The organism is Streptomyces niveus (assembly GCF_001723055.1).
Taxonomy (GTDB): Bacteria; Actinomycetota; Actinomycetes; order Streptomycetales; family Streptomycetaceae; genus Streptomyces; species Streptomyces niveus.
The window spans coordinates 1-22673 of record NZ_MDCR01000023.1 but is presented as its reverse complement, the minus strand read 5'-3'; the positions used below and the strand labels follow the sequence as shown (position 1 = coordinate 22673).

18 protein-coding genes and 4 pseudogenes are annotated in these 22673 nt (G+C 68.0%); 7 read left to right on the top strand and 15 right to left on the bottom strand.

Features of this window, described 5'->3' with window-relative positions:
• The first annotated feature begins 60 nt into the window (after positions 1 to 60).
• Complete coding sequence (gene istB / locus BHU15_RS03025; protein WP_107422774.1) at positions 61 to 819, top strand: IS21-like element helper ATPase IstB; 759 nt, start codon at positions 61 to 63, stop codon at positions 817 to 819.
• Positions 820 to 1536: 717 nt separating this feature from the next.
• Here the strand turns inward: istB and BHU15_RS03020 are convergent.
• From BHU15_RS03020 to BHU15_RS03000, 5 genes and pseudogenes are all read right to left on the bottom strand, one after another.
• Complete coding sequence (locus BHU15_RS03020) at positions 1537 to 2301, bottom strand: hypothetical protein (RefSeq protein ID WP_247748774.1); 765 nt, start codon at positions 2299 to 2301, stop codon at positions 1537 to 1539.
• Between the two features lie 24 nt (positions 2302 to 2325).
• Positions 2326 to 2925 (bottom strand): hypothetical protein, encoded by a 600-nt coding sequence (locus tag BHU15_RS03015; RefSeq protein ID WP_069625718.1) that lies wholly within the window; start codon positions 2923 to 2925, stop codon positions 2326 to 2328.
• Between the two features lie 254 nt (positions 2926 to 3179).
• Complete coding sequence (locus tag BHU15_RS03010; protein ID WP_141726760.1) at positions 3180 to 3800, bottom strand: hypothetical protein; 621 nt, start codon at positions 3798 to 3800, stop codon at positions 3180 to 3182.
• 1 nt (position 3801) lies between these two features.
• Entirely contained in the window at positions 3802 to 4335 is a 534-nt protein-coding gene (locus BHU15_RS03005) for a sigma-70 family RNA polymerase sigma factor (protein WP_069625716.1), read from the bottom strand.
• A 961-nt stretch (positions 4336 to 5296) separates the two neighbouring features.
• Positions 5297 to 5716: pseudogene (locus BHU15_RS03000) on the bottom strand ((2Fe-2S)-binding protein); the annotation flags it as partial.
• A gap of 159 nt (positions 5717 to 5875) precedes the next feature.
• On the opposite strand from BHU15_RS03000, the pseudogene BHU15_RS39035 reads away from it, so the two are divergent.
• The 3 genes and pseudogenes from BHU15_RS39035 to BHU15_RS02990 all read left to right on the top strand — a co-directional run.
• Positions 5876 to 6466 (top strand): annotated as a pseudogene (locus BHU15_RS39035) (IS5 family transposase); the annotation flags it as partial.
• 13 nt (positions 6467 to 6479) lie between these two features.
• Complete coding sequence (locus BHU15_RS42075; protein WP_368483183.1) at positions 6480 to 6731, top strand: hypothetical protein; 252 nt, start codon at positions 6480 to 6482, stop codon at positions 6729 to 6731.
• Positions 6728 to 7126 carry a hypothetical protein gene (locus BHU15_RS02990; protein ID WP_079127851.1) on the top strand — a complete coding sequence of 133 codons (399 nt, stop codon included), beginning with the start codon at positions 6728 to 6730 and terminating at the stop codon, positions 7124 to 7126. Before BHU15_RS42075 ends, BHU15_RS02990 begins: the two co-directional genes overlap by 4 nt.
• A gap of 75 nt (positions 7127 to 7201) precedes the next feature.
• On the opposite strand, the pseudogene BHU15_RS02985 reads toward BHU15_RS02990, so the two are convergent.
• The 10 genes and pseudogenes from BHU15_RS02985 to BHU15_RS02940 all read right to left on the bottom strand — a co-directional run.
• Positions 7202 to 7518 (bottom strand): annotated as a pseudogene (locus tag BHU15_RS02985) (hypothetical protein); the annotation flags it as partial.
• Positions 7519 to 8097: 579 nt separating this feature from the next.
• The gene (locus BHU15_RS02980; protein ID WP_069625714.1) at positions 8098 to 8616 is read right to left on the bottom strand and encodes a hypothetical protein; all 519 of its coding nucleotides are present in this window, start codon (positions 8614 to 8616) and stop codon (positions 8098 to 8100) included.
• A gap of 40 nt (positions 8617 to 8656) precedes the next feature.
• On the bottom strand, positions 8657 to 13318 hold the full coding sequence (locus BHU15_RS02975; protein WP_079127850.1) for a putative T7SS-secreted protein: 4662 nt from the start codon (positions 13316 to 13318) through the stop codon (positions 8657 to 8659).
• On the bottom strand, positions 13318 to 13965 hold the full coding sequence (locus BHU15_RS02970) for a hypothetical protein (protein WP_069625713.1): 648 nt from the start codon (positions 13963 to 13965) through the stop codon (positions 13318 to 13320). The genes BHU15_RS02975 and BHU15_RS02970 overlap by 1 nt, the downstream gene beginning before the upstream one ends.
• Entirely contained in the window at positions 13962 to 14420 is a 459-nt protein-coding gene (locus tag BHU15_RS02965; protein ID WP_171908300.1) for an SseB family protein, read from the bottom strand. The genes BHU15_RS02970 and BHU15_RS02965 overlap by 4 nt, the downstream gene beginning before the upstream one ends.
• 100 nt (positions 14421 to 14520) lie before the next feature.
• On the bottom strand, positions 14521 to 15861 hold the full coding sequence (locus BHU15_RS02960; protein ID WP_069625712.1) for a class I SAM-dependent RNA methyltransferase: 1341 nt from the start codon (positions 15859 to 15861) through the stop codon (positions 14521 to 14523).
• A gap of 84 nt (positions 15862 to 15945) precedes the next feature.
• Positions 15946 to 17997, bottom strand: coding sequence for an APC family permease (locus BHU15_RS02955; protein ID WP_069625721.1), 2052 nt, complete (start codon positions 17995 to 17997; stop codon positions 15946 to 15948).
• A gap of 132 nt (positions 17998 to 18129) precedes the next feature.
• Entirely contained in the window at positions 18130 to 20232 is a 2103-nt protein-coding gene (locus tag BHU15_RS02950; protein WP_069625711.1) for an MMPL family transporter, read from the bottom strand.
• Positions 20233 to 20401: 169 nt separating this feature from the next.
• Entirely contained in the window at positions 20402 to 20668 is a 267-nt protein-coding gene (locus BHU15_RS02945) for a hypothetical protein (RefSeq protein WP_069625710.1), read from the bottom strand.
• A complete protein-coding gene (locus tag BHU15_RS02940) occupies positions 20665 to 21006 on the bottom strand; it encodes an ArsR/SmtB family transcription factor (protein WP_107422773.1) in 342 nt (113 codons plus the stop codon). Before BHU15_RS02940 ends, BHU15_RS02945 begins: the two co-directional genes overlap by 4 nt.
• 303 nt (positions 21007 to 21309) lie before the next feature.
• Between BHU15_RS02940 and BHU15_RS02935 the strand changes: the two genes are divergently transcribed.
• From BHU15_RS02935 to BHU15_RS41070, 3 genes and pseudogenes are all read left to right on the top strand, one after another.
• Entirely contained in the window at positions 21310 to 21978 is a 669-nt protein-coding gene (locus BHU15_RS02935) for a potassium channel family protein (RefSeq protein ID WP_023538136.1), read from the top strand.
• A pseudogene (locus BHU15_RS41075) lies at positions 21978 to 22207 on the top strand (NAD-binding protein); the annotation flags it as partial. The gene BHU15_RS02935 and the pseudogene BHU15_RS41075, both read left to right, overlap by 1 nt.
• A gap of 2 nt (positions 22208 to 22209) precedes the next feature.
• Positions 22210 to 22600, top strand: a 391-nt coding sequence (locus BHU15_RS41070; protein ID WP_303741123.1) for a potassium channel family protein, incomplete at its 5' end; no start/stop codon positions are given.
• Positions 22601 to 22673 lie beyond the last annotated feature (73 nt).

The following is a 22673-nucleotide window of genomic DNA, read 5'->3' as shown; positions in this document are numbered from 1 at the left end:
GGCCATGGGGGCGGCGGTCATGGGGGCGGCGGCCATGCGGACAGTCACGGAGAAGGGAACCTGCAGCTGATCCCGAAGCCGTCCACCGGGGCGCACGACGACGCCACGTCATCAGGACGGGCGACGCCTTCCGCCTCCGTAGCGACGCCGGCTTCGGCTCCGGCTCCGGCTTCAGCTTCGGCTTCGGCTTCGGCTCCGGCATCGTCGCTTGGAGGTTCGGGCGCCGAGTCCCGTATCCGCGCCGCGGGCTTCCCCGCCCCCAAGGCGCTGGAGGAGTTCGACCACGACTACCCCCGGTCACTCGACCGGGAGGCCGTGGCAATGCTCGGCAAGCTGCACTTCATCACCGCCAAGGAGAACGTCGTCCTCCTCGGCCCACCCGGCACCGGCAAGACCCACCTCGCCGTCGCCTTCGGCACGCGCGCCTGCCAGGCCGGCCACCAGGTACTGTTCGCCACCGTTGCCGAATGGGTCGCCCGACTTGCCGACGCCAAGGCCGCAGGCCGCCTCACCGAGGAACTGGCCCGGCTGGACCGATACCCTCTGGTGATCGTCGACGCGCTGGGCTACTTCCCCCTACAGGCAGAAGAGGCCCAGCTCATCTTTCGCCTCGTCGCGCACCGCTACGAGCGCGGCTCTCTGATCGTCACCAGCGACAAGCCCCTGAGCAGCTGGGACCTCGTCCTCAGCGACGCCGCGGTGGCCTCGGCCGTGATCGACCGCCTCGTCCACCATTCCGAGATCATCAGCGTCGAGGGGGACAACTACCGGATGCGCGACCACGGAGGCTTCGGTTTCACGTCCCCGGCCGTCCGTTAGGGGGCCCAGCGGGGTAGTTCGCGGCGCGTCGACCGGGAGGTGGTGCAGATCGCTGTGGCCCGGCAGCACCCACTCGAACGCCAGCTCCTCCGCCCTGCGGGCCACCGATTCGGCCTCGGTCTCCGCCTGGCGGATGACCGTCGACAGGCCACCCTACTGTCCGCCTTCCGTGTAGCCGATCATGCCGGGGGGCGAGCTGCCGGGCGATGTTGCAGTTCAGGCAGCGGTCATCGACATGCCACCCCTTCTCCGCGTCCGTCTCCGCCGTCCGGGTTTCCCGCTCTGCCGGTGTGGTGCTCATGAGATCGGCTCGCGTGTGAAGTGATGCCCGCAGGAACGGCGTTGGCCATGCAATCGGTCATGCCGGGATTCCGGACGGACGGCGTTGTTCGCCGTACGCCGTACGTCACCGGGGCTCGGCGGCTGTTTCAGATGGGTGTCGAAGAACGCATCGACGCGCTGCCCCGGCGCGAAGGACCCGCGCTACTACGGATGGGCCTGGATCCACATCGGCATAGGCCCCCACCAGCACCTGCCCGTTAGCCGCACCGCAGGCCGTTCCTCGCGCCTGTCTCCATGACGGCGGCACAGAGGTCCGCCTCGCGAAGGGTGCCCTTCGCGAGGCGGACCTGAGTGGTTGAGCGTCGGTTCGCTCCCCGTCAGAAATGGCAGAGGGAGCGACCTGCCTCGTCATCGTTGGAAGTCGAGCAAGACGTACTACTCACATGCTGTCTCAGCCGGGTCGGGGCCGAACTGCTCCTCGGTCTGTGGCGGGGCGGTGTCCAGGGCCTTGTCGAGCGCGGCGGCATCCTGACCGGTCATCTCGTCCTCAAGGCTCATGTCCGGTTCGTCGATGTCCCGGGTCGCGAGCACCTTGGCGGCGGACTGGGGCTTCCCCTCCATCTCCCCCTCGCCGATCACCTGACCGTCGAAGGGAACGGTGGAGTCCTCACCGAGACCTCGCCACTGGCCGGGTACGGGCTCGTCGCCGGGGCTGCAGCGCGGTTCCTGCCATTCGATGGCCATGAGGTAGCTGTGGCCGGATTCAAGGCGCGGTTCGTCCTCGCCGGCCATCTTCACCCGCTGGGAGGTCTCCGGGCCACTGAAAGTCCAGCCGTAGGCGACCCAGTTGAAGGATGTCGGAGCGGGCCGGTCGGCAGCTGGCTTGGACCACAGGATGTCATCCACGCGCAGCTCTACGTTCCGAAGTATCATCCCTTCGCCACGCTCGACTTCCTCCGGGGTCGGCGGTATCTCCGACTCAGCGACCGGGGTCACGGCCACGACGTGGTCCGCGTACGTGATCCAGTCCGAGGCGGTTGTGTTGGGCAGCCGGTCGCTTCCGTTCGCGATGACGATGTCGTTGCTCTTGCCGGATGTGCCGGCCCGGACGGTGCCCGAGTCATCGGTGGTCAGCCCTGTGGCCACGACGACGGCGGCGACCGCACCCGCCAGGGCGGCGATACGCAGTGTTCTCTTCACGTTCGTCCATTCCTCCGTTCGCGGTCAGTAGAGGCCGTTGATGTTCTCTTTGTTGCTCGATCCGAGCGGCTCGGAGTAGTTCACCGGCGTTTGCATGCAGCCGAGTGCCTTGTTGGTCTTCGACAGTTGGGGTGAGGCGCTGGATCCGTGGAGAAGGCCCACGGCGTGGCCCGTTTCGTGACAGCTGAGGCCAGGGGTGTAGGAGCCGCCGCCTTCGATGCGGATATACGTCTGGTCGCACCTGTAGGTACTGACCGCGTCGTTGCACCAGGTCGTGCCGTCGGCACTGCCGGGAACTGTCGCTTCCGCGTAGTAGATGTCGGTCTCGCTACTTCCGCTCCACGCAGGCGTCGAGTCGTAGCTGATCGAGAGGTCCGTCGGCGCGTACTGCGCGCTCATCATCTTCTGCACGATGTTCTTGTCAACGGTCTCCAGCGCGTCACTGCCGCCGCTGTCCATGTAGTACGTGACCTGTGCGTTGTCCGTCTGGCAGACAACCCCACTGTCGGCGTTCCCGGTGGAACACGCCTTGTTGTAGTTGTTCGTGGGAACCATGTTGTCGGTGGCCGCCGCCCAGGCGACGCCGGCGGCCACCAGCAGAGCGGCCACGGTCACGGCGGACATGGCAGTGCGTCTGCCGTGCGATGTACGCACCGCCCCGTCGCCCGGGCCGTCAACTCGTCTCTTGGCTTTCTCGAACACGTTGAACCTCACCGTTCGCAGAGTTGGTCTGAAACACCAGCTCGGCGAAGCCGCGGATGTTCTGCTCTGCGCACACGCGACTCGCGGCAAAGTGAACAAGTCCCGTGCAGCTCCCCCGAATCAGCACAAGACCACTACATATAATCTGACGGTGTGTCGTCAACCGATATACACGATCAGCCCGCCTCCGACCGCCAGACCGCCGGGCACCGCGTCTGCGCGGCCGTGGGAAGCGCCTCCTCGATACTTACTTGATTGGCGGCGAGTTCGGCGCCGCCGAATGTGTCCGTCTCCAGGTCACGGCGTTGCGGGACCACGATGAGCAGATGCTGGCCGACGCGCCACGGCTCGCGTACGCGAGACACGGCCGGGTCGACGACATCGAGTTCGATCTCGCGCTCCCCCTGGGAGGGTTTGATCCAGTCCTGCACGGCGAACGTCACCGTCAGTCGGCCACCCTGCCCGGACGGTTTCACAGCCATCACGTCGCCGACCGCGATGGTCCGCCCGCAGGCGACCCACTCCAGCAGTGTCTGGCCCTGGCCGCCCTCTGCGTCCGCAGCCGCACGGTCACCTCCGCCCGGTGAGGCGGAGTTCGGATCCCCCAGTGTGAGGGTCAGCAGGCCGATGCCCGCGGCCACGGCTGCGACGAGCGCGCCGACGGTGATTCCCCGGCGACGTTGCGAGGCGCGCCGGCGAACCGGCTCCGCGACAAGGTCCACCCGCCCGGCCTCTTCGCCGATCAGGGTGAGAGCCCGCCGAAGCCGACTCTCCTCGGAGTCCGTCAAACCAGTCACCTCAGATCACCTCCATGTCGCGCAGCTTGGACCTCAAGGCCGAGGTAGCCGTGTGCAGTCGGCTCTTCACGGTGCCTTCCGGGATGTCGAGGTGCTGGGCTATCTGACGAACCGTCATGTCCGAGTAGAAGCGCAGAGTCAGGACCTGCCGATGGGAGGCGTCCAGGCCGTCCAGTGCGTCCGCGACGGAGAGTGCGAGGACCCGGTCCGCCTGCGGGTGGCGAACCGAGTCGCTCCGGGCCCAGCGCGCGGCGAGGCGCTCCCGCAGCCCCTCCTCCCTGGAGCGCGACCGGTGCCAGTCGGCGGCAACACGGGAGGCCACGACCGCCTGCCAGGCCGCCGGGTTACGGATCTCCTCCCGCACCGGGTCCGCCTCCGCCTCCAGAAGTCTCAACTTGACCTGCTGGACTCCGTCATCGAGGTCGGTCCAGGGCACCCCGCCCAGGGCAAGGACCGCGCGCACGGAAGCGTCCTCGGAGCGAGGCGAAGACCGTGCGTCCGAGCCGGCCCGTCTGACTCCGTGCCATGCCGCCATCTGGGATCCTCCCTCTCTTTTCAATATGACGGAGAAGCGCGGCGAAACGTTCGCCGGGGGGAGTGGAAGCCGCACGATCGTTCTTGAGTCCTGCCCCCGGTAAACCGAGGCCGCCAGGGTTCCGGTCTACGCGTCGGGTTGAGCGATCTCGCTCTGCGGATTCGGTTGCGGTCAGCCTGCGGGCCTTCCGGGACCCGAAGGACTGCCGAAGCCCTTTCTCGTGCCGCAGGAAGCATGAGGCGCGATCTGTCGGCGACAGAGCCCTCTGCCTGGTTCGGGTGGGGCGTGTCGTGTTTCCGGCCGACAGGTCAGTCCCCGGTGTCTCGGTGGGCGCAGCACACCCACGTAGACCAGCAGACGCGCTCCCCGCGCGAGCGACAAGACCGACCGCAGGCGCACAGCATCGGCCCCGCCACGCTGCCCTACGTGACGTGGAGCCGAAAGGCGTCCGTCAGCGGTGGGAGTCCCCCGGGGCGTCGATCTGCCCGAGAGCACGCCTGACACTCCATCAGAACTAGTGTCACGAGCGTCATCTCAGCGTCGAGATACGCCCGTAACGCCCGCACCGCACATCGTGCGCACGGTCAAAGTCGCAGTTCAGGCGCCCTCGCGGACCGGCTCCAGGATCGCCACGCACTCCACGTGGTGCGTCATCGGAAAGATCTCGGATTGCGCAGGTCTCGGAAAAGGCCAATTCAGAGGCCATTTCTCGGCTCGTGTCCCGCCTGCGGGAGCCCAGAGCGTCAAACGAGCGTCATGACGCACAGCACATCCCACCTCTCCGGGGCGGAACAGTTTGTCACAACCAACTGCCCGGCACGGCCCGTTGGCTCGGCAGGCGCGCTTGTGGGCTTTCGGGCTGAGCCGCGGGCGCACCCGATGAAGCCGTGCCTTCTGCAATCCATTCGAGTATGCCAGGGCCTCGGCAGGCTGACGGCTGCTTGCAGAGGGACGATGAACCCTTCGGCGAACCGGTGTGGCCCTCTTTGGTGCAACCCACCACGGAGACGATCTGACCCGGGGCGCAGTGACCGCACTGGAAGGCGTCCTAGTCGATGAACGCCTGCTGCAGGGTGGAGTTCGCCGTCGCCAGGCCCTCGATCGTGGTCACCTCGGCGTCCTCCAGACGTACGGAGAGCGTCAGGCAGGCGTTGACCAGCACGGCGCACGCACGGCAGGCCCCGGCGTTGCAGCCCTTCTTCGAGCCCGTCAGACCAAGATGCTCACGCAGCAGGTCCAGCAGCGACGTCCGGCTGTCGACGGTCACCGTCCGGCGGGTGCCGTTGACCGCCAAAGGGACACTGGACGGCGGCCGCTCAGCGGCCGTCCTCCGGCAGCATCCGCTTGCCGCCCGCTCTGTTGACCTGAAGGGCGGCTCCATTTCCCTGGGGCGGCTCCCGGGTTCGCGAAACCGGTAGGGGATGTGGCGGCTGGTTTCAGTGGACGTTAAGTCCGATCTTTCTCGGTTCGTGATCGCTCGATCGAGGTACTGATCGTCGGGCAGGGTGTCTGCTGGTCATGTGCATGCTGAGATGCGGGCATGGAGCGAGAGCCGTACCCCAGCGACTTGGCGGACGAGCAGTGGGCGTTGATCGAGCCGATGATCACGGTCTGGAAACAGGACCGGGTGGCACGGTCAGCGACCGGAGATCCCGGATCCTGCGATCTGCTGGGGGTCGTGAACGCGATCTTCTACCAGAACCGGACGGGCTGCCAGTGGCGTTACCTGCCACATGACCTGCCAGCCTGGTCGGCGGTGTTCTACTACTTCGGCCTGTGGCGCCAGGACGTTCTTGACCAGCGGATCCAGGAACTCCTGCGCTGCCAGGTACGGGAGAAGGCCCGGCGATTAGAGGACCCGTCCCTCGTGATCCTCGATACCCAGTCCGTGCGCGCGGCCGCGGGTGTCCCGAAGGCCACGACGGGACTGGACGCCAACAAGAAGGTGTCGGGGCGCAAGCGGGGACTGGCCGTCGACGTTCTGGGGCTGATCATCGGCGTCGTGGTGCCGGCCGCCTCCGCCCACGACAAGACGGCTGGCACCGCCCTGCTCGACCAGGCCGCCGAGCGGTGCGGGATGCGTCTGGAGAAGGCTCTGGTGGACCCGGGGCTTCAAGGACGAAGTCCTCATCCACGGCGCGCTGTTGGACATCGACTTCGAAGTCGTCCGCCGCAACCCGGCCGACCAGGGCAAAGGCTTCGTCCCGCAACCGAAGAGGTGGATCGTGGAGCAGGTCAACGGCACGTTGATGCTGCACCGCCGCCTGGCCCGCGAGTACGACCACCGCCCCGACACGTCCGCCTCGCGCGTCTACTGGGCCTCGATCGCGAACATGATCCGCCGCCTCACCACACCGAGTCCAGCCTGGCGCGACATCCTCGGGCTGGCCGCGTGAACGTCATCGAGCTCCTGGCCGACCTCCAGGCCCAGCACGACGAGACCGCAGCCCGTGCCGGTGAACTGCGTGACCGGATCCAGCACTTGACCGCTTCCCTGGCCGAGACCGAAGCGCGACTCGCGGACCTGGCCACGACCCGGAAGGTCATCACCGGACTCGCAGCGGCTGGAGGCCAACCCACACCGCCCGAGACGAACACCGCCTACCAGGCCATCGTGAACACCTTCAACCAGCACCCCGACCAAGAGTTCCGAGCCCGTGAGCTGCACGAACTCCTCGGCATGCCCACCGACGAGGCATCCGTCAACATCGCCCGCAGCCGTCTCGGACGCCTCACCCGCCAAGGCTTCCTCATCCAGCCCGGACGAGGCCGCTACCAGAAACGGACTTAACGCCCTCTCATGTCCGAGGAGGTGCTGGACCTCGTAGAGCGAGACTCCTTTCTGGACCAGCCATGAGGCGCAGGTGAGCGCGATGTCCGTCTGCGGGAGCAGCATGCGCCCGGTCACGACGTCGACGGGTCTCCGGCGCACTTGACCTCGCTGCACTTTTTGGCGTTGGAATCGGGGTTCTTCTCGTGTTCGTACCGATTCCCGCCATTCGGGCGCTCAATCCCGTCCTTCGTCCCGGCGCGCAGGCCGCCTTTGATCAGGCCGCCGCCTTTGGTGCCGGCGAGTCGGCCGAGGAATTCGGAGGGGTCGCCCTTGGCGGAGTTCCAGGCTTTCTTCAGTGCCCTGTCGGGGTTTGCCGCCGTGGACACCAGAGCGGCGAGCGTCATGTTGACAGATGGCTACCGGGGCGGTGGCGCTTGGGCTTACTGGTGACCGATTCCTTGTACGGGTCTTACAACCGGGCCAACGTTTTGGCCGCATCGATCACGCTTGGCGATTGATCGCTGGCGGGAGCCCGACAGTCACGATCAAGGGGAAGCTTCATCTTCGGGCATTTCCCCTTCGAGGGGCCACCAGGCTTTCGCCATTAGTGGGCCTCGGAGCCGGGTGTGCAACGAAACGTGACCACGGACCTATACGGGTGTCGTAGAGGCCGTTGTCGTGCACCTCACGCACCGGTGTCGCGCAGGCGCCGCGCGATGTCGATGTCCCGTTGCAGCGAGCTGAACCGGGGCGGCTCCCGGCTCGCGTCGAGCACGACGACGTGCAGCCGACCGGCCTGCGGCGGGGGCGGCGTTCTCGTTCCACCAGGGCGGATACTTCACCTGGTCGGTGGATCCGGTCTCGCCGTCGACTTCGACTTTCACTCCCACCGAGGCGACCGCGACCACGGTCACATCGAGTCCTGGTGAATGCGGAACATCATTTCGGCCTCCGTGGGCAACCCAACTGCGGCCTTGGGCCCCGCCTCGTCAAGGCAGGTCGGGCAGCAAGGAAAGCCACCCCGTGAGTTCCTGGTGCATGGAACCTCTGGAAGGAAGGAGAGCCTCCAGGCCCTGTAGGGGCGTGAGCATGTTCTTGATGAGTCGAAGCCGCAGCATTTTCTCGGCGGGCAGGGTGCGCCAATGTGACGCCTCGGCGCGCACCTCGGCGCGCGATTCCCCGATCTCTAGCAGTGCTGATCTGCAGAGATCGACAGGATCCCGAAGCTCGCCATTCTTGCCGACCCCGAATTCGCGGATCGCGTGTGCGCGGATGCGGGCTATTTCGGTCATAGTTCTGAGGCTGTCCGAATTGGAGGCTTCGCTTTTTCGGCGCACGGCAGCGAGAGCGAGCTCCGCCCATCGAAGCCGCGTCGCGACGTCCAGCCCGCCGTCCCCCATCCGCCCGACAGCCAGCTCACGAACGGTTTCCCAAATCTGCCAATTTACGGCAGTGCTGTCAGTGCTGGAAACCGATCTTTCTAGCTCATCGAGGGACTTCAGCGCCATTCCTTCCCCATTCAGGGAAAGGTGGCCCGGTTGTCGTCGCTCATTCGAGGAAGATGATCCCTGCACGTTCGAACGCGTCCTTCCCTGTCTGGAGGCTCTCTAGCGATGGTCGGAAGTGGCCACTGCTGTTGTTGATTTCCATGCCAAAATAGCTTCCGCTTCCTCCTGCAATCTCTGCTTCACCGGCCGCCTGTACTGGTCCACCGCGTGTCAATACAGGATGCTTGAGTTCCGTGCCGTTCACATGCTTGGGAATCACGCGGAGATCGCCATTCTGGTCGACTGCCCACTTGACGGTTCCCGAGTTGATTGCTTCATCGAAACCACTATCTCCCACTTTGAGTGGTTTGACGCTGAGGCGTTCGGCATCCGCCAGCTCTCGTTCGAGCTCTTCCGGCAGCTGATTCTCATATGACGGGGCAAGCCCAAGAGGATCGACCACTCCATGTGGGTTGTGGACGTAGGTCGTCGGGTTGGGTGCGGGGGTGAGGCCGAGGGGGTCTTGGGTGAGGTAGCGGGCGGTTTCGGGGTCGTAGTGGCGGAAGTAGTTGTAGTGCAGGCCGGTTTCGGGGTCGTGGTATTGGCCGGGGAAGCGGAGGGGGGTGTGGGTGGTGGCGGTTTTGTTCCAGGTGGTGGTGCCCCAGAGGGTGGTGCGGGTGTGCCAGGCTATGTGGCCGGTTTCGTCGATGAGTTCGGTGGGGGTGCCGACGAGGTCGGTGGCTATCGCGAAGAAGCGTTCGTCGATTACTTCTTGTGGGGCGTGTGCGGCGGTAATGCGTTCGGTCTGGGCAATGGGGTGCAGCCCTTTGTGGTCCCAGGTGAGGGTGACCGGGTTCGGCAGGTCTGGTGATGTGGTGGTCTGTTCGCAGAGGGTGGTGCCGTCCCACGTGAAGTCGACTTGTTCTTCGACGGTGGTGCCGTCGGCGGCGAGGCGCTGTTTTGCTGTGCGGCGGCCGAGTGGGTCGTAGAGATAGCGCCAGCCGGTCCCGTCGGGGGTGGTGACGGAGGTGAGGTGGTCTTCCGCGTCCCAGGTGTAGCGCCAGGTGTCGGGTTTGCGGGAGAGCCGGGTCTTCTGGCGGAGGGTGATGCGGCCGAGTTCGTCGTGTTCGTAGCGGACGTTGCCGGCTCGGGTGATGGTGGTGCCGGAGTAGGCGCGGGGGCCGGTCGCTTCGGTGCCGGGATGGCTGGTGGGCCAGGTCGCGTGCGTCTGGTTGCCGGTCTCATCGTAGGTGTAGCGCTCCGTCCAGTTCGTGGCGTGGACGGTGGTGACGCGGCCTGCCGGGTCGAGGTCGAAGTGGCGGGTGCCGGAGAGGTGGTCGTCGATGGCGGTGAGGTTGCCGTCGGGGCGGTAGGTGTAGGCACGGTTTTGGAGGAGGCCGGTGGTCGCGCCGTGTATGGACTGGGTGGTGAGGCGGCCGGTGGGGTCCCACTGGCTGGTGAGGGTGATGGTGTCGCCGATGTGTCGGGTCAGTTCGTTGCCCACGGCGTCGTGTTCGAAGGTGAGTGTGCGGCCGGAGGTGGTGAGTGCGGCTCGGCGTCCTGACGCGTCGTAGGCCCACGTGCTCACCGCGCCGGATGGTGTCGTCCGGCGGATGCGGCGGCCGTGGGTGTCGTGATCGTAGGTGAGGGTGCGCCCGTTGACCGTCGCGGACCTGAGGCGTCCGAAGCGATCGTGGAGGTAGGTGACGGTCGCGTCCGGGCCTGCCGCATGGGCCAGTTGGCCGGAGAAGTCGTAGGCGAACGTGGTGACAGTTCCGTCGGCGTCCTTGGCGACGACGCGGTCCAGTTCGTCCCGCTCGTAGCGGACGGTCCGGCCCATCGAGTCGGTGCGCGCGCTGAGGCGGCCCGCGGGGTCGTGGTCGTAGGCGAGGGTGCGGCCGTCGAAGTCGGTTTCCGATACGAGGCGGCCTGCCGCGTCGTACGTGTAGTCCCAGGCCAGACCTTGAGGGCTGAGCACCTTGCGCAGGCGCAGCTCGGTGTCGTGCTCGAACTCGTAGCGGACCCCGTCGGGGCCGGTGCGGGCCGTCATGAGGTCGAAGTGGGTGTACTCGAAGCGGGACACTGCGCCCATGGCGTCGGTGTGGCTGACGCAGTTACCCTCGCCGTCGTAGACCCACGATTGCTTGCTGCCGTCCGCTTCGATACGCTGGGCGGCCTTGCCCTCTGCTGTCCATTCCAAGCGCGTTGTGGCACCGAGCGGATCGGTGAGGGCGACCACCCGGCCGAAGACATCTCTTTCGCAGCGCACGACCCCTTCCGACGGATCGGTGATCTCGATCGGCAGACCTGCCGCGTCGCACCGGATGCGGGTGGTGTTGCCCACCGCGTCGGTGACCGAAGTCGCCCGGCCTGCCTCGTCGTACGTATAGCGCGTGATGGAGCCGGACGGGTCGGTGACCGTGGTGCGGTTGCCCCGCTGGTCGAACTCCTGGCGTACCGACGTCCGGTCCGGGCGCGTCACCCTTATGGGCAGGCCGAGTTCGTTGTACGTGGCAGTGGCTGCGCGGCCATCCGGGCGAATGACAGAAGTGAGACGGCCCGCGTCGTCGTACTGAAGGCGTGTGGTGCGGCCGAGCGGGTCGGTGCGGGAGAGCAGGCGGTTGTAGCGGTCGCGTTCGAAGCGGGTGGTCGCGCCCAGCGGGTCGATCTCGGCTACGACCTGGTGGCTGTCGTTGATGACGTAGCGGTGGACGGCTCCGCTGTTGCTGGTGACGGTGGTGACGCGCATCCCGGTTTCGGGATCGGTGCTCTCGTAGTCCAGGCGCAGTGCCATGTGACCTGCGGCGCCGCCTTCGGCTATGCACCGGTCGCGGTCGTCGTAGGCGTAGTCGTAGCGGCTGTTGTTGGTGTCGGTCCAGGACGTGACCCGGCCGCGGTCGTCGTAGGCGAACCGCAGTGGGAGCCCGGACGAGTTGATGACCTCGGTGAGGTGGCCGTCGGTGTAGCCGTAGCGGAGGAGTTCCTGGTCGGTGCCGTCCGGGGCAGCCCCGACGAGGTGGAGTGCGGTGACCCTGCCGTCGTTCGTGGTGAGTTTGAGGTGGTAGCCGCCACTGTGGACGATTGAGGCCGGTGCTCCGGTCTCGTTGTACTCGAACTGGATCCAGTTGCCGTTGCGGTCGTCGATCTGCGCGAGCAGCGCGACAGCCCCGGTGGTGTCCGTGGTGAAGTGCCGTATTCGGCCGCTGTCCGGATCGGTGATCGTGTAGTCCCCGGCGGTGTCCAGGTCGAGAGGCCACCGCGGGCCGTGACTGGGCATGACCGGTACGCCCGGTGCGGGGTGCGGGTAGGACAGCAGCAGGCCGTCCTCGCAGACGAAGACGATGCCCTGGGAGTCGATCTCCAGCCGCTGGTCGGCGGTGGAGGACCAGGAGGGGCCGAACCAGTGCCCCGCGCGGTAGTCGGAGGCGACTCTGCGGCGGAAGATCAGCGGCAGTGTCCCCGGCAGGGCGATGTCCGTCTGCGGCAGATACATCGTTCCGGTGGCCAGATCGACCGGGTCCGTCGGGTCCTTCTCCACTCCCTTGTCAGGCTTCGACGATTTCGCCGGATCGTCGACACCCTTGCGGGCGGCGCTCTCCGCCCCGTCCTTCACCCCGTGGCGGACCAGGCCCTTCACCACGCCCGCGCCTTTTGTGCCGATGAGTTCGGGGACGAGGCGGCCGAGGAATTCGGAGGGGTCGCCTTTGGCGGAGTCCCAGGCGTTCTTCAGTGCCCGGTCGGGGTTGGCGGCGGTGGAGGCGAGGCCGGCGAGCGTCATGTTGACGCCCTTGTAGTACTCGGCCGGGTGCGTCAGGTTGTACGCGTCCAGCGGGTTGACCGAGCGGACGAAGTTCGCCAGGCCGGCGGTGCCTTTGATGATGCCGCCACCGAAGTGGGCCAGCTCGACGCCCTGGCCGTATCCGTAGTCGAGGATCTCCTGCCTGGCGCGGTCGAGACCGGTGGGCTCCTTCGGGGCGTGCGCCATCGCCGCACCGACCACGCCCTCCGCCGTCGCACCGGCCTCGTTACGCGCCCGCCGGGCGTCGTTCAGGATCTCCCGCGCGCGCCGGCGCATCGCCACACCCGGATCGGAGAACTCGCCGGGGTGCGGAAGGGGAGCGTCGCTGTTCCGGGCGGCGTTGTAGGCGTCCGCCTTCTTGTTGAACGTGGCCGCGGCCGTCTTCGAAGCCTCGTTACCCTCCTTGAACAGGGCGATCGCCTCACCCGCCCTGCCCTGGGCTGTGGTGACCGCCGTGGAGTACGTCTCCAGCGCCTTGGCCGCCGCCTCGAACGCGTCCGCCGCACGCAGCCAGTCGGTGGGCAGGGGAGCGAACTTCGCCCGGAACGCATCAGCCCCCTCACCCTTCCACAGGCCGGCGTCGAGCTTCTTCATCCCGCCGCCGACGAGATCGAACGCCTTCTGGAAGTCGCGGAGGTTCTTCACCGTCGCGGTGATCTTCTCCGGTCTCCCGTGGATCAGCTCGTTGGCTTCCTCGCTCTGCCCGAGCTGCTGCTCACCGACCTCCGCGCCGAGCGAGGACGCCGTCTCATCGCCCCAGTCCTCGACCGTGTCCGCCCACTCATCGGCACCGACCTTCTCCAACCCGGAGCCGACCACCTCGGTGCCCTTGTCGATGCCCCTGCCGACAAGCTCCTTGCCCTCGTCAAACAGCTTGCCCGCACCGTCGTAGAGGTCCCCGCCGATCTTCCCCCAGTCCGTCATCAGCGACCCTCACCCCACCGCGGCTCCTCAGCCTGATCGATCGTCTCCCGCGACGGATCGAGCCGCTCCTTCAACTCCTCGTCCACCGCCGCCCGCACCTCAGGGTCCATCAGTCCGTTGCGTTCCATCGAGTCGAGCGCGGCGTCCTCGATGTCGTAGGTGGTGTTCTGCCAGTTCTGCTTGACCTCCCCGTGGGCTTCGGAGAACGACTCCGCGCTCCAGTCGGGATTGTCGAACTGCGTCTGGTTGCTGATCGTGTCCCAGCTCTTGGCCCTGACCTCGTCCTCGGACAGGTGCGGATTGCCGTTCACCGAGTTCACACCGATCTTGATCGAGTCCTTGACGTACCGCTCCTGCTCCGCGTGGGCACCCGCCGACAACCCCACCCCCTGCGCGAAACCGTTCCCCTTCTGCGTCAGCGACCGCACACCCCACTCCCACCGGTCGCAGAACGTCCCGAACTTCGACGCCAGCCCCCCATGCCCCAACTCCAGCCCTGACAACCCCAGATCGGAGAACCCGCGCCCCGCCGACGCCTCACCGATCATCCCGAGATCCTTCAGCTCCGCATGCGCCAGACCGATCCCCTTCGCGATCGCGGCCAACGCCTCCGGCGGCACCTGAAGATCAGCACCGTCCCCGCTCACCGCGTGCCCCCGAGATCCACCGCGACCGCATCCGGCACAACCCCCACCACCGGCGGAAACAACACCCCACCCTCCGCACTGCCCGCGTCCAACGCCACCCCGGCCGGCCCCGGCAGCAACGGCACCAGCACATCCAGCAACCGCGCACCAAGAACGCTCTGATACACCCACTCCCGCCCGGCCTCACCACGAGCCACCGCGAACCTCGCCAACGCCGCCTCGTCCGAGAACGCACAGATCCAGCGCACACCACCCTGGTCAGCCGACCACAAATCCCCACCGGCATCCAACGGCACCAACACCGCCGAACGCCGAAACTCACCCAACAACACAGCGAACTCCCGCCGCGCCGCCGCCATCTGATCGAACGGCGCCGGATCCGGTCCGTCCGTCAAGTCCGCGATTCCCGATCGCCGCGCAGGCGATTCCGCTATGTCGTCCCCGTTGTCGAACACCCGACGAATGCTGTCACGACCCGCTCACCAAGAGCAACGAACAAAAGCAGGCAGCCACGAAAACATCACCAAAGCGAACGGTCCTGCCCAGGACAGAAGGTCAGGCGCCCTCGCGGACCGGTTCCAGGATCGCCACGCACTCAACATGGTGCGTCATCGGGAAGAGGTCGAACGCCCGCAGCGTGCGCGGCTTGTAGCCCGCCTCGCGGAAGTACGCCAGGTCGCGGGCCAGGGCCGCCGGGTCGCAGGCCACGTAGGCGATGCGGCGGGCGCCGAGGGTGGCGAGGTGGGTGACGACCTGTTTGCCGGCTCCCGCGCGCGGGGGGTCCAGGACGATCAGGTCCGTCTCGGTGATCTGGGTGCGGGGCAGGACCGTGTCGACCTTGCCGTGTTCGATGCGGACCCGGGGCAGGTCCTGGAGGTTGTGCTGGGCGTCCTCCGCCGCGCGGCGGCCGGATTCGATGCCGAGCACCGCGCCCGTCTCGCCCACGCGTTGGGCGATGGCTCCCGCGAAGAGGCCCACCCCGCAGTAGAGGTCGAGCGCCGTCTCGCCCTTGCGGGGCATCAGGCCCTGCATCACGGCCTCCACCAGGACCTCGGGGGCCTTCGGGTGGACCTGCCAGAAGCCGCCCATGCCGATGCGCCAGGTGCGGTCGTCCGCGCGTTCGCGGACGAACGCGCGGCCGTGGACGCGGTGGACTCCCCCGTCGTGCTCCTCGATCCGCAGCACGGACACCGGCTTGTCCAGTTCGACCAGCGGGAGCCGGCCGCCCTTGAGGGGGGCGAGGATGACCTGGCGGTCGCCTGAGCCGGAGGCCGCGATCGCCTCGACCGAGGCCATCTGGGGCCATACGCGCTTCTCGACGCCCAGTTCGCTGACGCCCTCGGAGGCGATCATGCAGTGGTCGACCGGCTGGACCTCGTGCGAGCGGTGCTTGCGCAGGCCGGCCCGGCCGTCGGCGTCGACGGCGTACTGCACACGCGTACGCCACTGGGGCACCTCGCCGGCGGGCAGCTTGTCGCCGGGCGCCGGCATGACCGTGCCGTCCCAGCCCGCCTCCTCCGGGGTGAGCCCGGCCAGCCGCTGGAGCTGTTCGGTGATGACCTCGCCCTTGAGGCGGCGCTGCGCGCCCGGCTTGGCGTGCTGCCAGTCGCAGCCGCCGCACATGCCGGGGCCCGCGTACGGGCACGGGGCCTCGACGCGGTCCTTGGAGGCGTCCAGGATCTCGACCGCGTCGGCGCGCAGATAGCGCGAGCCCTCGTCGCCGTCCGTCACACGGGCGACGATCTTCTCGCCGGGCAGCGTGTGGCGTACGAAGAGCACCCGGCCCTCGTCGGTGCGGGCGATGCAGTGGCCGCCGTGCGCGACGGGGCCGACCTCGACCTCGTACTCCTCCCCGACCAGCGAAGGCTGCGCTGAGGACTGCGGTTCGTTCTGCATGAGGGGCGGGGCTCCAAAACGCTGGGTGGTGCGGGACGGCAGCCGTTAAGTCTACGTGCGGCGCGCGCCGCCCACGGACACCCCTCAGGGCTTCTCTGTCGGCACCCTCTTCGGCCGTGTGTCCACCGGCCCCCGCCGTACCGAGCCCGGCGCGGTCCAGTCCGCTCCCCGCCGCGCGCGCTTCTTCGCGGCCTCGGAGGACTCCAGCTGGTACGGCACCGAGGTCACCATCACGCCCGGTGTGAAGAGCAGCCGCCCCTTGAGCCGGAGAGCGCTCTGGTTGTGGAGCACCTGCTCGAACCAGTGGCCGACCACGTACTCGGGGATGAAGATGCTGACCACGTCACGCGGATTCTCGGTACGCAGCCCCTTCACGTACTCGATGACGGGCCGGGTGATCTCGCGGTAGGGGGAGTCGAGGATCTTCAGCGGCACGTTGATGCCGCGCCGCTCCCACTCGTCCCTGAGCTGCTTCGTCTCGACGGGGTCGACGTTGATGCTCAGCGCCTCCAGCCGGTCCGAGCGGGTCAGTTTGGCGAACGCGAGGGCGCGCAGTGTCGGTTTGTGGACCTTGGAGACCAGCACGATGGTGTGCACGCGGGAGGGCCGGACGCTGTCGGGGCCGGGTGTCTCGGAGGCGGCGATCTCCTCGGCCACGCGGTCGTAGTGCCGGCGGATCGCGGACATCGTCCCGTAGAAGATCACCATGCCGAGCAGGGCGACCCACGCCCCGTGCGTGAACTTGGTGGCCAGGACGACGATCAGGACGAGCCCGGTGAAGAAGGCGCCGAAGGTGTTGATCGCGCGCGAGCGGATCATGTGGCGGCGCTTGGCCTTGTCTCGCTCGGTCCGCAGATGGCGGTTCCAGTGCCGGACCATGCCCGTCTGGCTGAGGGTGAAGGAGACGAAGACGCCGACGATGTAGAGCTGGATCAGCTTGGTCGAGTCCGCCCCGTACACCCACACCAGCAGGGCGGCGGCGCCGGCCAGCAGCACGATGCCGTTGGAGAAGGCGAGACGGTCGCCGCGGGTGTGCAACTGGCGCGGCAGGTAACGGTCCTGGGCGAGGATCGAGCCGAGCAGCGGGAAGCCGTTGTACGCGGTGTTGGCGGCCAGGAACAGGACGAGCGCGGTGGCCGCGGCGAGCAGGACGAAGAAGAACGTCTCGGGGCCGAAGACGGCGGCGGCGACCTGGCTGATGACCGGGTTCTGGACGTAGCCCTCGCCGACCGGCACCCCGTCGCGGAGCAGGTCCCTGGCCGGGAACTCGGCCATCTTCACATCGGTGGCCATCGCCAGGCCGATGATGCCGCAGAACATGGTGACGGCCAGGGTGCCCATCAGCGCGAGGGTCGTCGCCGCGTTCTTGCTCTTGGGCTTACGGAAGGCGGGGACGCCGTTGCTGATGGCCTCGACGCCGGTGAGGGCCGCGCAGCCGGAGGAGAACGCGCGCAGCAGCAGGAAGACGAGCGCGAAGCCGGCCAGTCCGCCCTGCTCCGCCTTGATCTCGAAGTGGGCCGTGGGCGCTTCCATGGTGTCGTTGAGGACGAAGCCCCGGTAGGCGCCCCACACGATCATGATGAAGACGCCGGTGACGAAGATGTACGTCGGGATGGCGAAGAGCTTGCCCGACTCCCGTACGCCGCGCAGATTCATCAGCGTCAGGAGGACGATTATCCCGATCGCGCACAGGACCTTGTTCTCGATGACGAAGGGGATCGCCGAGCCGAGGTTCTCCACCCCGGACGAGATCGACACGGCCACGGTGAGCACGTAGTCGACGAGCAGCGCGCTCGCGACGGTCAGTCCGGCCTTGCGGCCGAGGTTGGTGTTGGCGACCTCGTAGTCGCCGCCGCCGCTCGGGTAGGCGTGCACGTTCTGCCGGTAGGAGGCGACGACGGTGAACATCAGGACCACGACGGCCAGGGCGATCCACGGGCTGAAGTGGTACGCCGACACGCCCGCGATGGAGAGCACCAGGAGGACCTCCCCCGGCGCGTAGGCCACCGAGGAAAGCGGGTCGGACGCGAAGACGGGCAGTGCGATGCGTTTGGGAAGGAGCGTTTCTCCCAGCTTGTCGCTACGCAGCGCCCTGCCGATCAGGATCCGTTTGGGCACGTCGGTCAGTTTCGGCACGATGAGGATCGTAAGCCGTCCGACGTGCGCCGTACCAAGCACCACCCCGCCAAGGCGGGGCCGGGGCCCCGGCGCCCCTTTCGTGCCAAAGATCCGTGTCACGGTCGGCGACGCCGGGACTCCGCAGCGGCGTCAGACGCGCTCCGGCGCGCGCTCCTCGGCGCTCCCGTCCACCGTCCGGGCCGGGTCACCGCCTCCTACGGAGAGCCGCCCCGGCCACCAGAACCGGCGCCCCAGGTCCAGCGCGAGCGCGGGTACCAGCACCGTACGGACCAGGAAGGTGTCCAGCAGGACACCGATGCCGACGATCACGCCCATCTGCGCCATCGTCACCAGCGGCAGCGCCGCGAAGACGGCGAACGTCGCGGCGAGCACCACGCCCGCGGAGGTGATGACGCCCCCGGTGCTGGTCAGCCCCTCCAGGACACCGCGCGCGTGGCCGATCCGCAGTGCCTCCTCACGGACGCGGTGCATCAGGAAGATGTTGTAGTCGATGCCCAGGGCGACCAGGAACACGAAGCCCATCAGCGGTATCGACCAGTCGACACCGGCGAAGCCGAAGACACTCTCGAACAGCAGGTTGGAGGCGCCGAGCGCGGCGAAGTACGACAGGACGACCGTGGCGAGCAGCAGCAGCGGCGCGACCAGGGCGCGCAGCAGCAGGATCAGGACGACCAGCACCACCACCAGCACCACCGGGATGACGGTCCGCAGATCCCGGTCGGCGGCCCGCTGGGTGTCCAGGGTCTGCGCGGTGGCCCCGCCGACCAGCGCGCCGGCGCCGTCGACCGTCCGTACGGCGTCCCGGAGCCGGTCCACGGTGTCCTTGGCCGCCGTACTGTCCGGGGCGTCCGCCAGTACCACCTGGAGGGTGGCGAGCCGTCCGTCGGGCGTACGGTCGCCGTCCTCGACGCGCGCGACGCCCCGCACGTCCCGTACGGCCGACGAGACCTCGGCGGCCCGGTCGGCGCGGGTGACGATCTTCGCCGGGTCGGAGGCGCCCGACGGGTAGTGCGCGGAGATCAACTCCTGTGCCACGACGGATGCGGGCTTCTCCTGGAAGATCTCCGACTGCCGCAGCCCCATGTCGATGCCGAAGGCGCTGAGCGCCAGTACGCCGGTGACGCCGGCCGACATCAGCCAGGACCAGCGCGGGCGGCGGGCGACCAGGGCGCCGATCCGGGACCAGACGGTGGCCTCCTTACGGATGGGCGCGCCGAAGCGGGGGACGAACGGCCAGAAGACCCAGCGGCCGGCGATCACCAGCAGAGCGGGCAGGACCGTGATCATCGCGAGGAAGGCGCAGACGACCCCGACGGCACCGACCAGACCCATGGAGCGCGAGGAGTTGATGTCGGCGAAGGCCAGGGCGGCCAGTCCGACGGCGACGGTGCCGGCCGAGGCGAGGATCGCCGGTCCCGAGCGGCGCAGCGCGGTCTTCATGGCCTCGTGGCGGTCCTCCTGACGGTGCAGCTCCTCGCGGTAGCGGGCGATGAGCAGCAGCGCGTAGTCCGTACCGACGCCGAAGACGAGCACCATCAGGATGCCGGCGCTCTGCGGATCGACGGGCAGGTGGCCGTACTTGGCGAGCAGATAGGTCCCGACTTGCGTCAGTACGGCGGCGAAGCCGACGGACAGCAGCGGGAACAGCCACAGCAGAGGGCTGCGGTAGGTGATCAGCAGGAGGACGGCGACGACGAGGCCGGTCGCGATCATCAGGGTCGAGTCGAGGGTGTCGAAGACGGCGACGGAGTCGGTCAGGGAGCCGGCGGGGCCGCCGACCTCGGCCCGGACGCCCGGCGGCGCGCCGGCGCCGGCGATGTCGCGCAGTTCCTCGATCCTGTCGGTGATCTCGTCCTCGTACGACAGGGGTACGACGACCATCAGGGCCTCGCCGTCGTCGGACCGTACGGCGGGCGGCAGTTGCTCGCCCCCGGCGACGAGCGGCGCGAGGCGCGGGCGGTCCGCGCCGGCCTTCGCGGCCGCCCCCTCGCCGGTGTAGACGACGACGGCCGGCATCAGCGTGTCGGTGCGGAACTTCTCCAGCTCGGTGTTGACCTTGGCGGATTCCGCGCCCCGGGGCAGGAACGCGTTCGGTCCCGTCTCCTCGACCTCGCCGAGCTTGCCCGCGAGCGGGCCGAGCGCGACGGCGAGGATCAGCCAGGCGAGCAGGACGAACCACTTCCCGCGGCTGCCGCCGGGTGCGCCGGCGAGCCGCTTGGGCAACGTGGTCATGAGTAATCTCCTCCGTATGGAGTGGAGGGCACACTCCGGCCGCGTCACGGCGTGCTGGTTTCGCGACCTGCCGTGGCGCGCGGGGCGGTGCCCTGAGCGATGGATCTCCATGAGTACGGCCGGGAGCTGCAACTCCCGGCCGTACGAACTCACTTGGACTTCCGCGCCGCTACTCGATCTCGCGCATCATCTTCTCCATCGACGCGATCGAACCGCGGGCCTGTGTCAGCTCGTCGAGCGTGCGGCGGTGCAGCTCGACGTTGTCCTCCAACAACTGCGCGTACTTCACGGCCAGTTTCCTGTACTGCTCCTCGCGCGCCGCCAGCATGCGGGCGCGCCAGGTCGCCGCGACCTGCCAGACGACCACGATGAGGAACAGGAAGACACCGCCGGCGCCGACGGCTCCGGCCAGGTCCGTCCAGCCCGAATCGTTCATTTCGCGGACTCCTTCATGGTCGGTCTCTCTTCCTCGGTGAGAGTCAGCGCCGCCGATGCGACGGACTGGGGGGTCAGGGCGAAACAGAACGGCGTCAGCTCGAAGTACTTCATCGACTTGCCGCTCTCGGACAGCTCCAGCGTCCCGACGACCAGCCCGGCCGCCTCCAGCCGCTGGAGATGCATGTGCAGCAGCGGGCGGCCGATGCCGAGTTCGCGGGCGAGCCTGCTGACGTAGTTCCGGCCCTCCAGGAGTGCGCCGACGATCCGCATCCGGTGCGGATTGCCGAGTGCGCCGAGCACCTTCAGCAGCTCGTCGCCGGTCGGGACCTCGTCCATCGCAGCCCCCTTCATCAGCACCTGTCAGAGAAGGCTGACAGTAGCCGTCCGCACCTGTCAAAGAAAGCTGACACATATCAGGGTCGACTGAGGGGAACTCGGGGTTGTCTCGGGGTATCCCCCGACGCCTCCCCGCGTCTCCCCGACACGGGTGACGGCACGGCGGGCGCGGACGCATAAGCTCAGTCCCGGGCGGCGGCTCGTACGGGTGTCCCGTCCGTGGCCCGACGCACGGAGAAGAAAGAGTGAACCAGGTGTTTACGCAGGTCAGCTCGGCGAACAGGACTGCGGGGTAAAGAGGACGTGCACATCGTCATCATGGGCTGCGGCCGGGTGGGTGCCGCGCTCGCGACCAGCCTGGAGCGGCAGGGGCACACGGTCGCGGTCATCGACCAGGACCCCACGGCGTTCCGCCGCCTCGGCTCCGGCTTCGGCGGACGGCGCGTCAACGGCGTCGGATTCGACCAGGACACCTTGCGCGACGCGGGTATCGAGGACGCGGGCGCGTTCGCCGCGGTCAGCAGCGGGGACAACTCGAACATCATCGCCGCGCGGGTCGCCCGCGAGATGTTCGGCATCGAGAACGTCGCGGCGCGCATCTACGACCCCCGGCGCGCGGAGGTCTACCAGCGGCTCGGCATCCCCACCGTGGCGACCGTCCGCTGGACCGCCGACCAGATGCTCCGGCGGCTGCTGCCGTCCGGCGCGGAGCCGCTGTGGCGCGACCCGAGCGGCGGCGTCCAGCTCGCCGAGGTCCACACGTCGGCCGCGTGGATCGGCCACAAGATCAGCACCCTCCAGGAGGAGACGGGCGTCCGCGTCGCATTCCTCACGCGGCTCGGCGAGGCCATACTGCCCACGTCGCAGACCGTGCTCCAGGAGGGCGACCTCGTCCACGTGATGATGCGTACGGACGAGATCCAGAAGGTCGAGGCGGCTTTCGCCGAGGGCCCTGAGGAGGGCGGTCACTGATGCGCGTCGCGATTGCCGGAGCAGGCGCGGTGGGTCGTTCCATCGCGGGCGAGCTGCTGGAGAACGGGCACGAGGTCCTGCTGATCGACAAGGCGCCCACCGCCATCTCGGTCGAGCGGGTCCCGATGGCGGAATGGCTGCTGGCCGACGCGTGCGAGATCACCTCGCTCGACGAGGCGGCGCTTCAGCGGTGCAACGTCGTGATCGCGGCGACCGGGGACGACAAGGTNNGGTCGCCCGCGTCAACAACCCGAAGAACGAGTGGCTGTTCAACGAGTCGTGGGGCGTCGACGTGGCGGTGTCGACGCCGCGTCTGATGTCGGCGCTGGTGGAGGAGGCGGTGAGCGTCGGCGATCTCGTACGGCTGCTGCGCTTCAGCCACGGCGACGCGAACCTGGTCGAGCTGACGCTGCCGCCGGAGTCGGCGGTGACGGGTACGCAGGTGGGGGACGTGACCTGGCCGGAGGACACCTCGCTGGTGACGATCATCCGGGGCTCCCGGGTGCTGACGCCGCACGCGGAGGAGACGCTGGAGGCGGGGGACGAGCTGCTGTTCGTGGCGGCGCAGGCCCGCGAGGAACAACTGGAGGACCTGCTGTCGGTGCGCCGGGAGGACGCGTAGCGCTGGGCGCTGTGCCGTTGCGGGGGTCCCGTCCGGTGGGGCGGGTTGGCGCCCTGCGGCGGGCTGTCCGGGG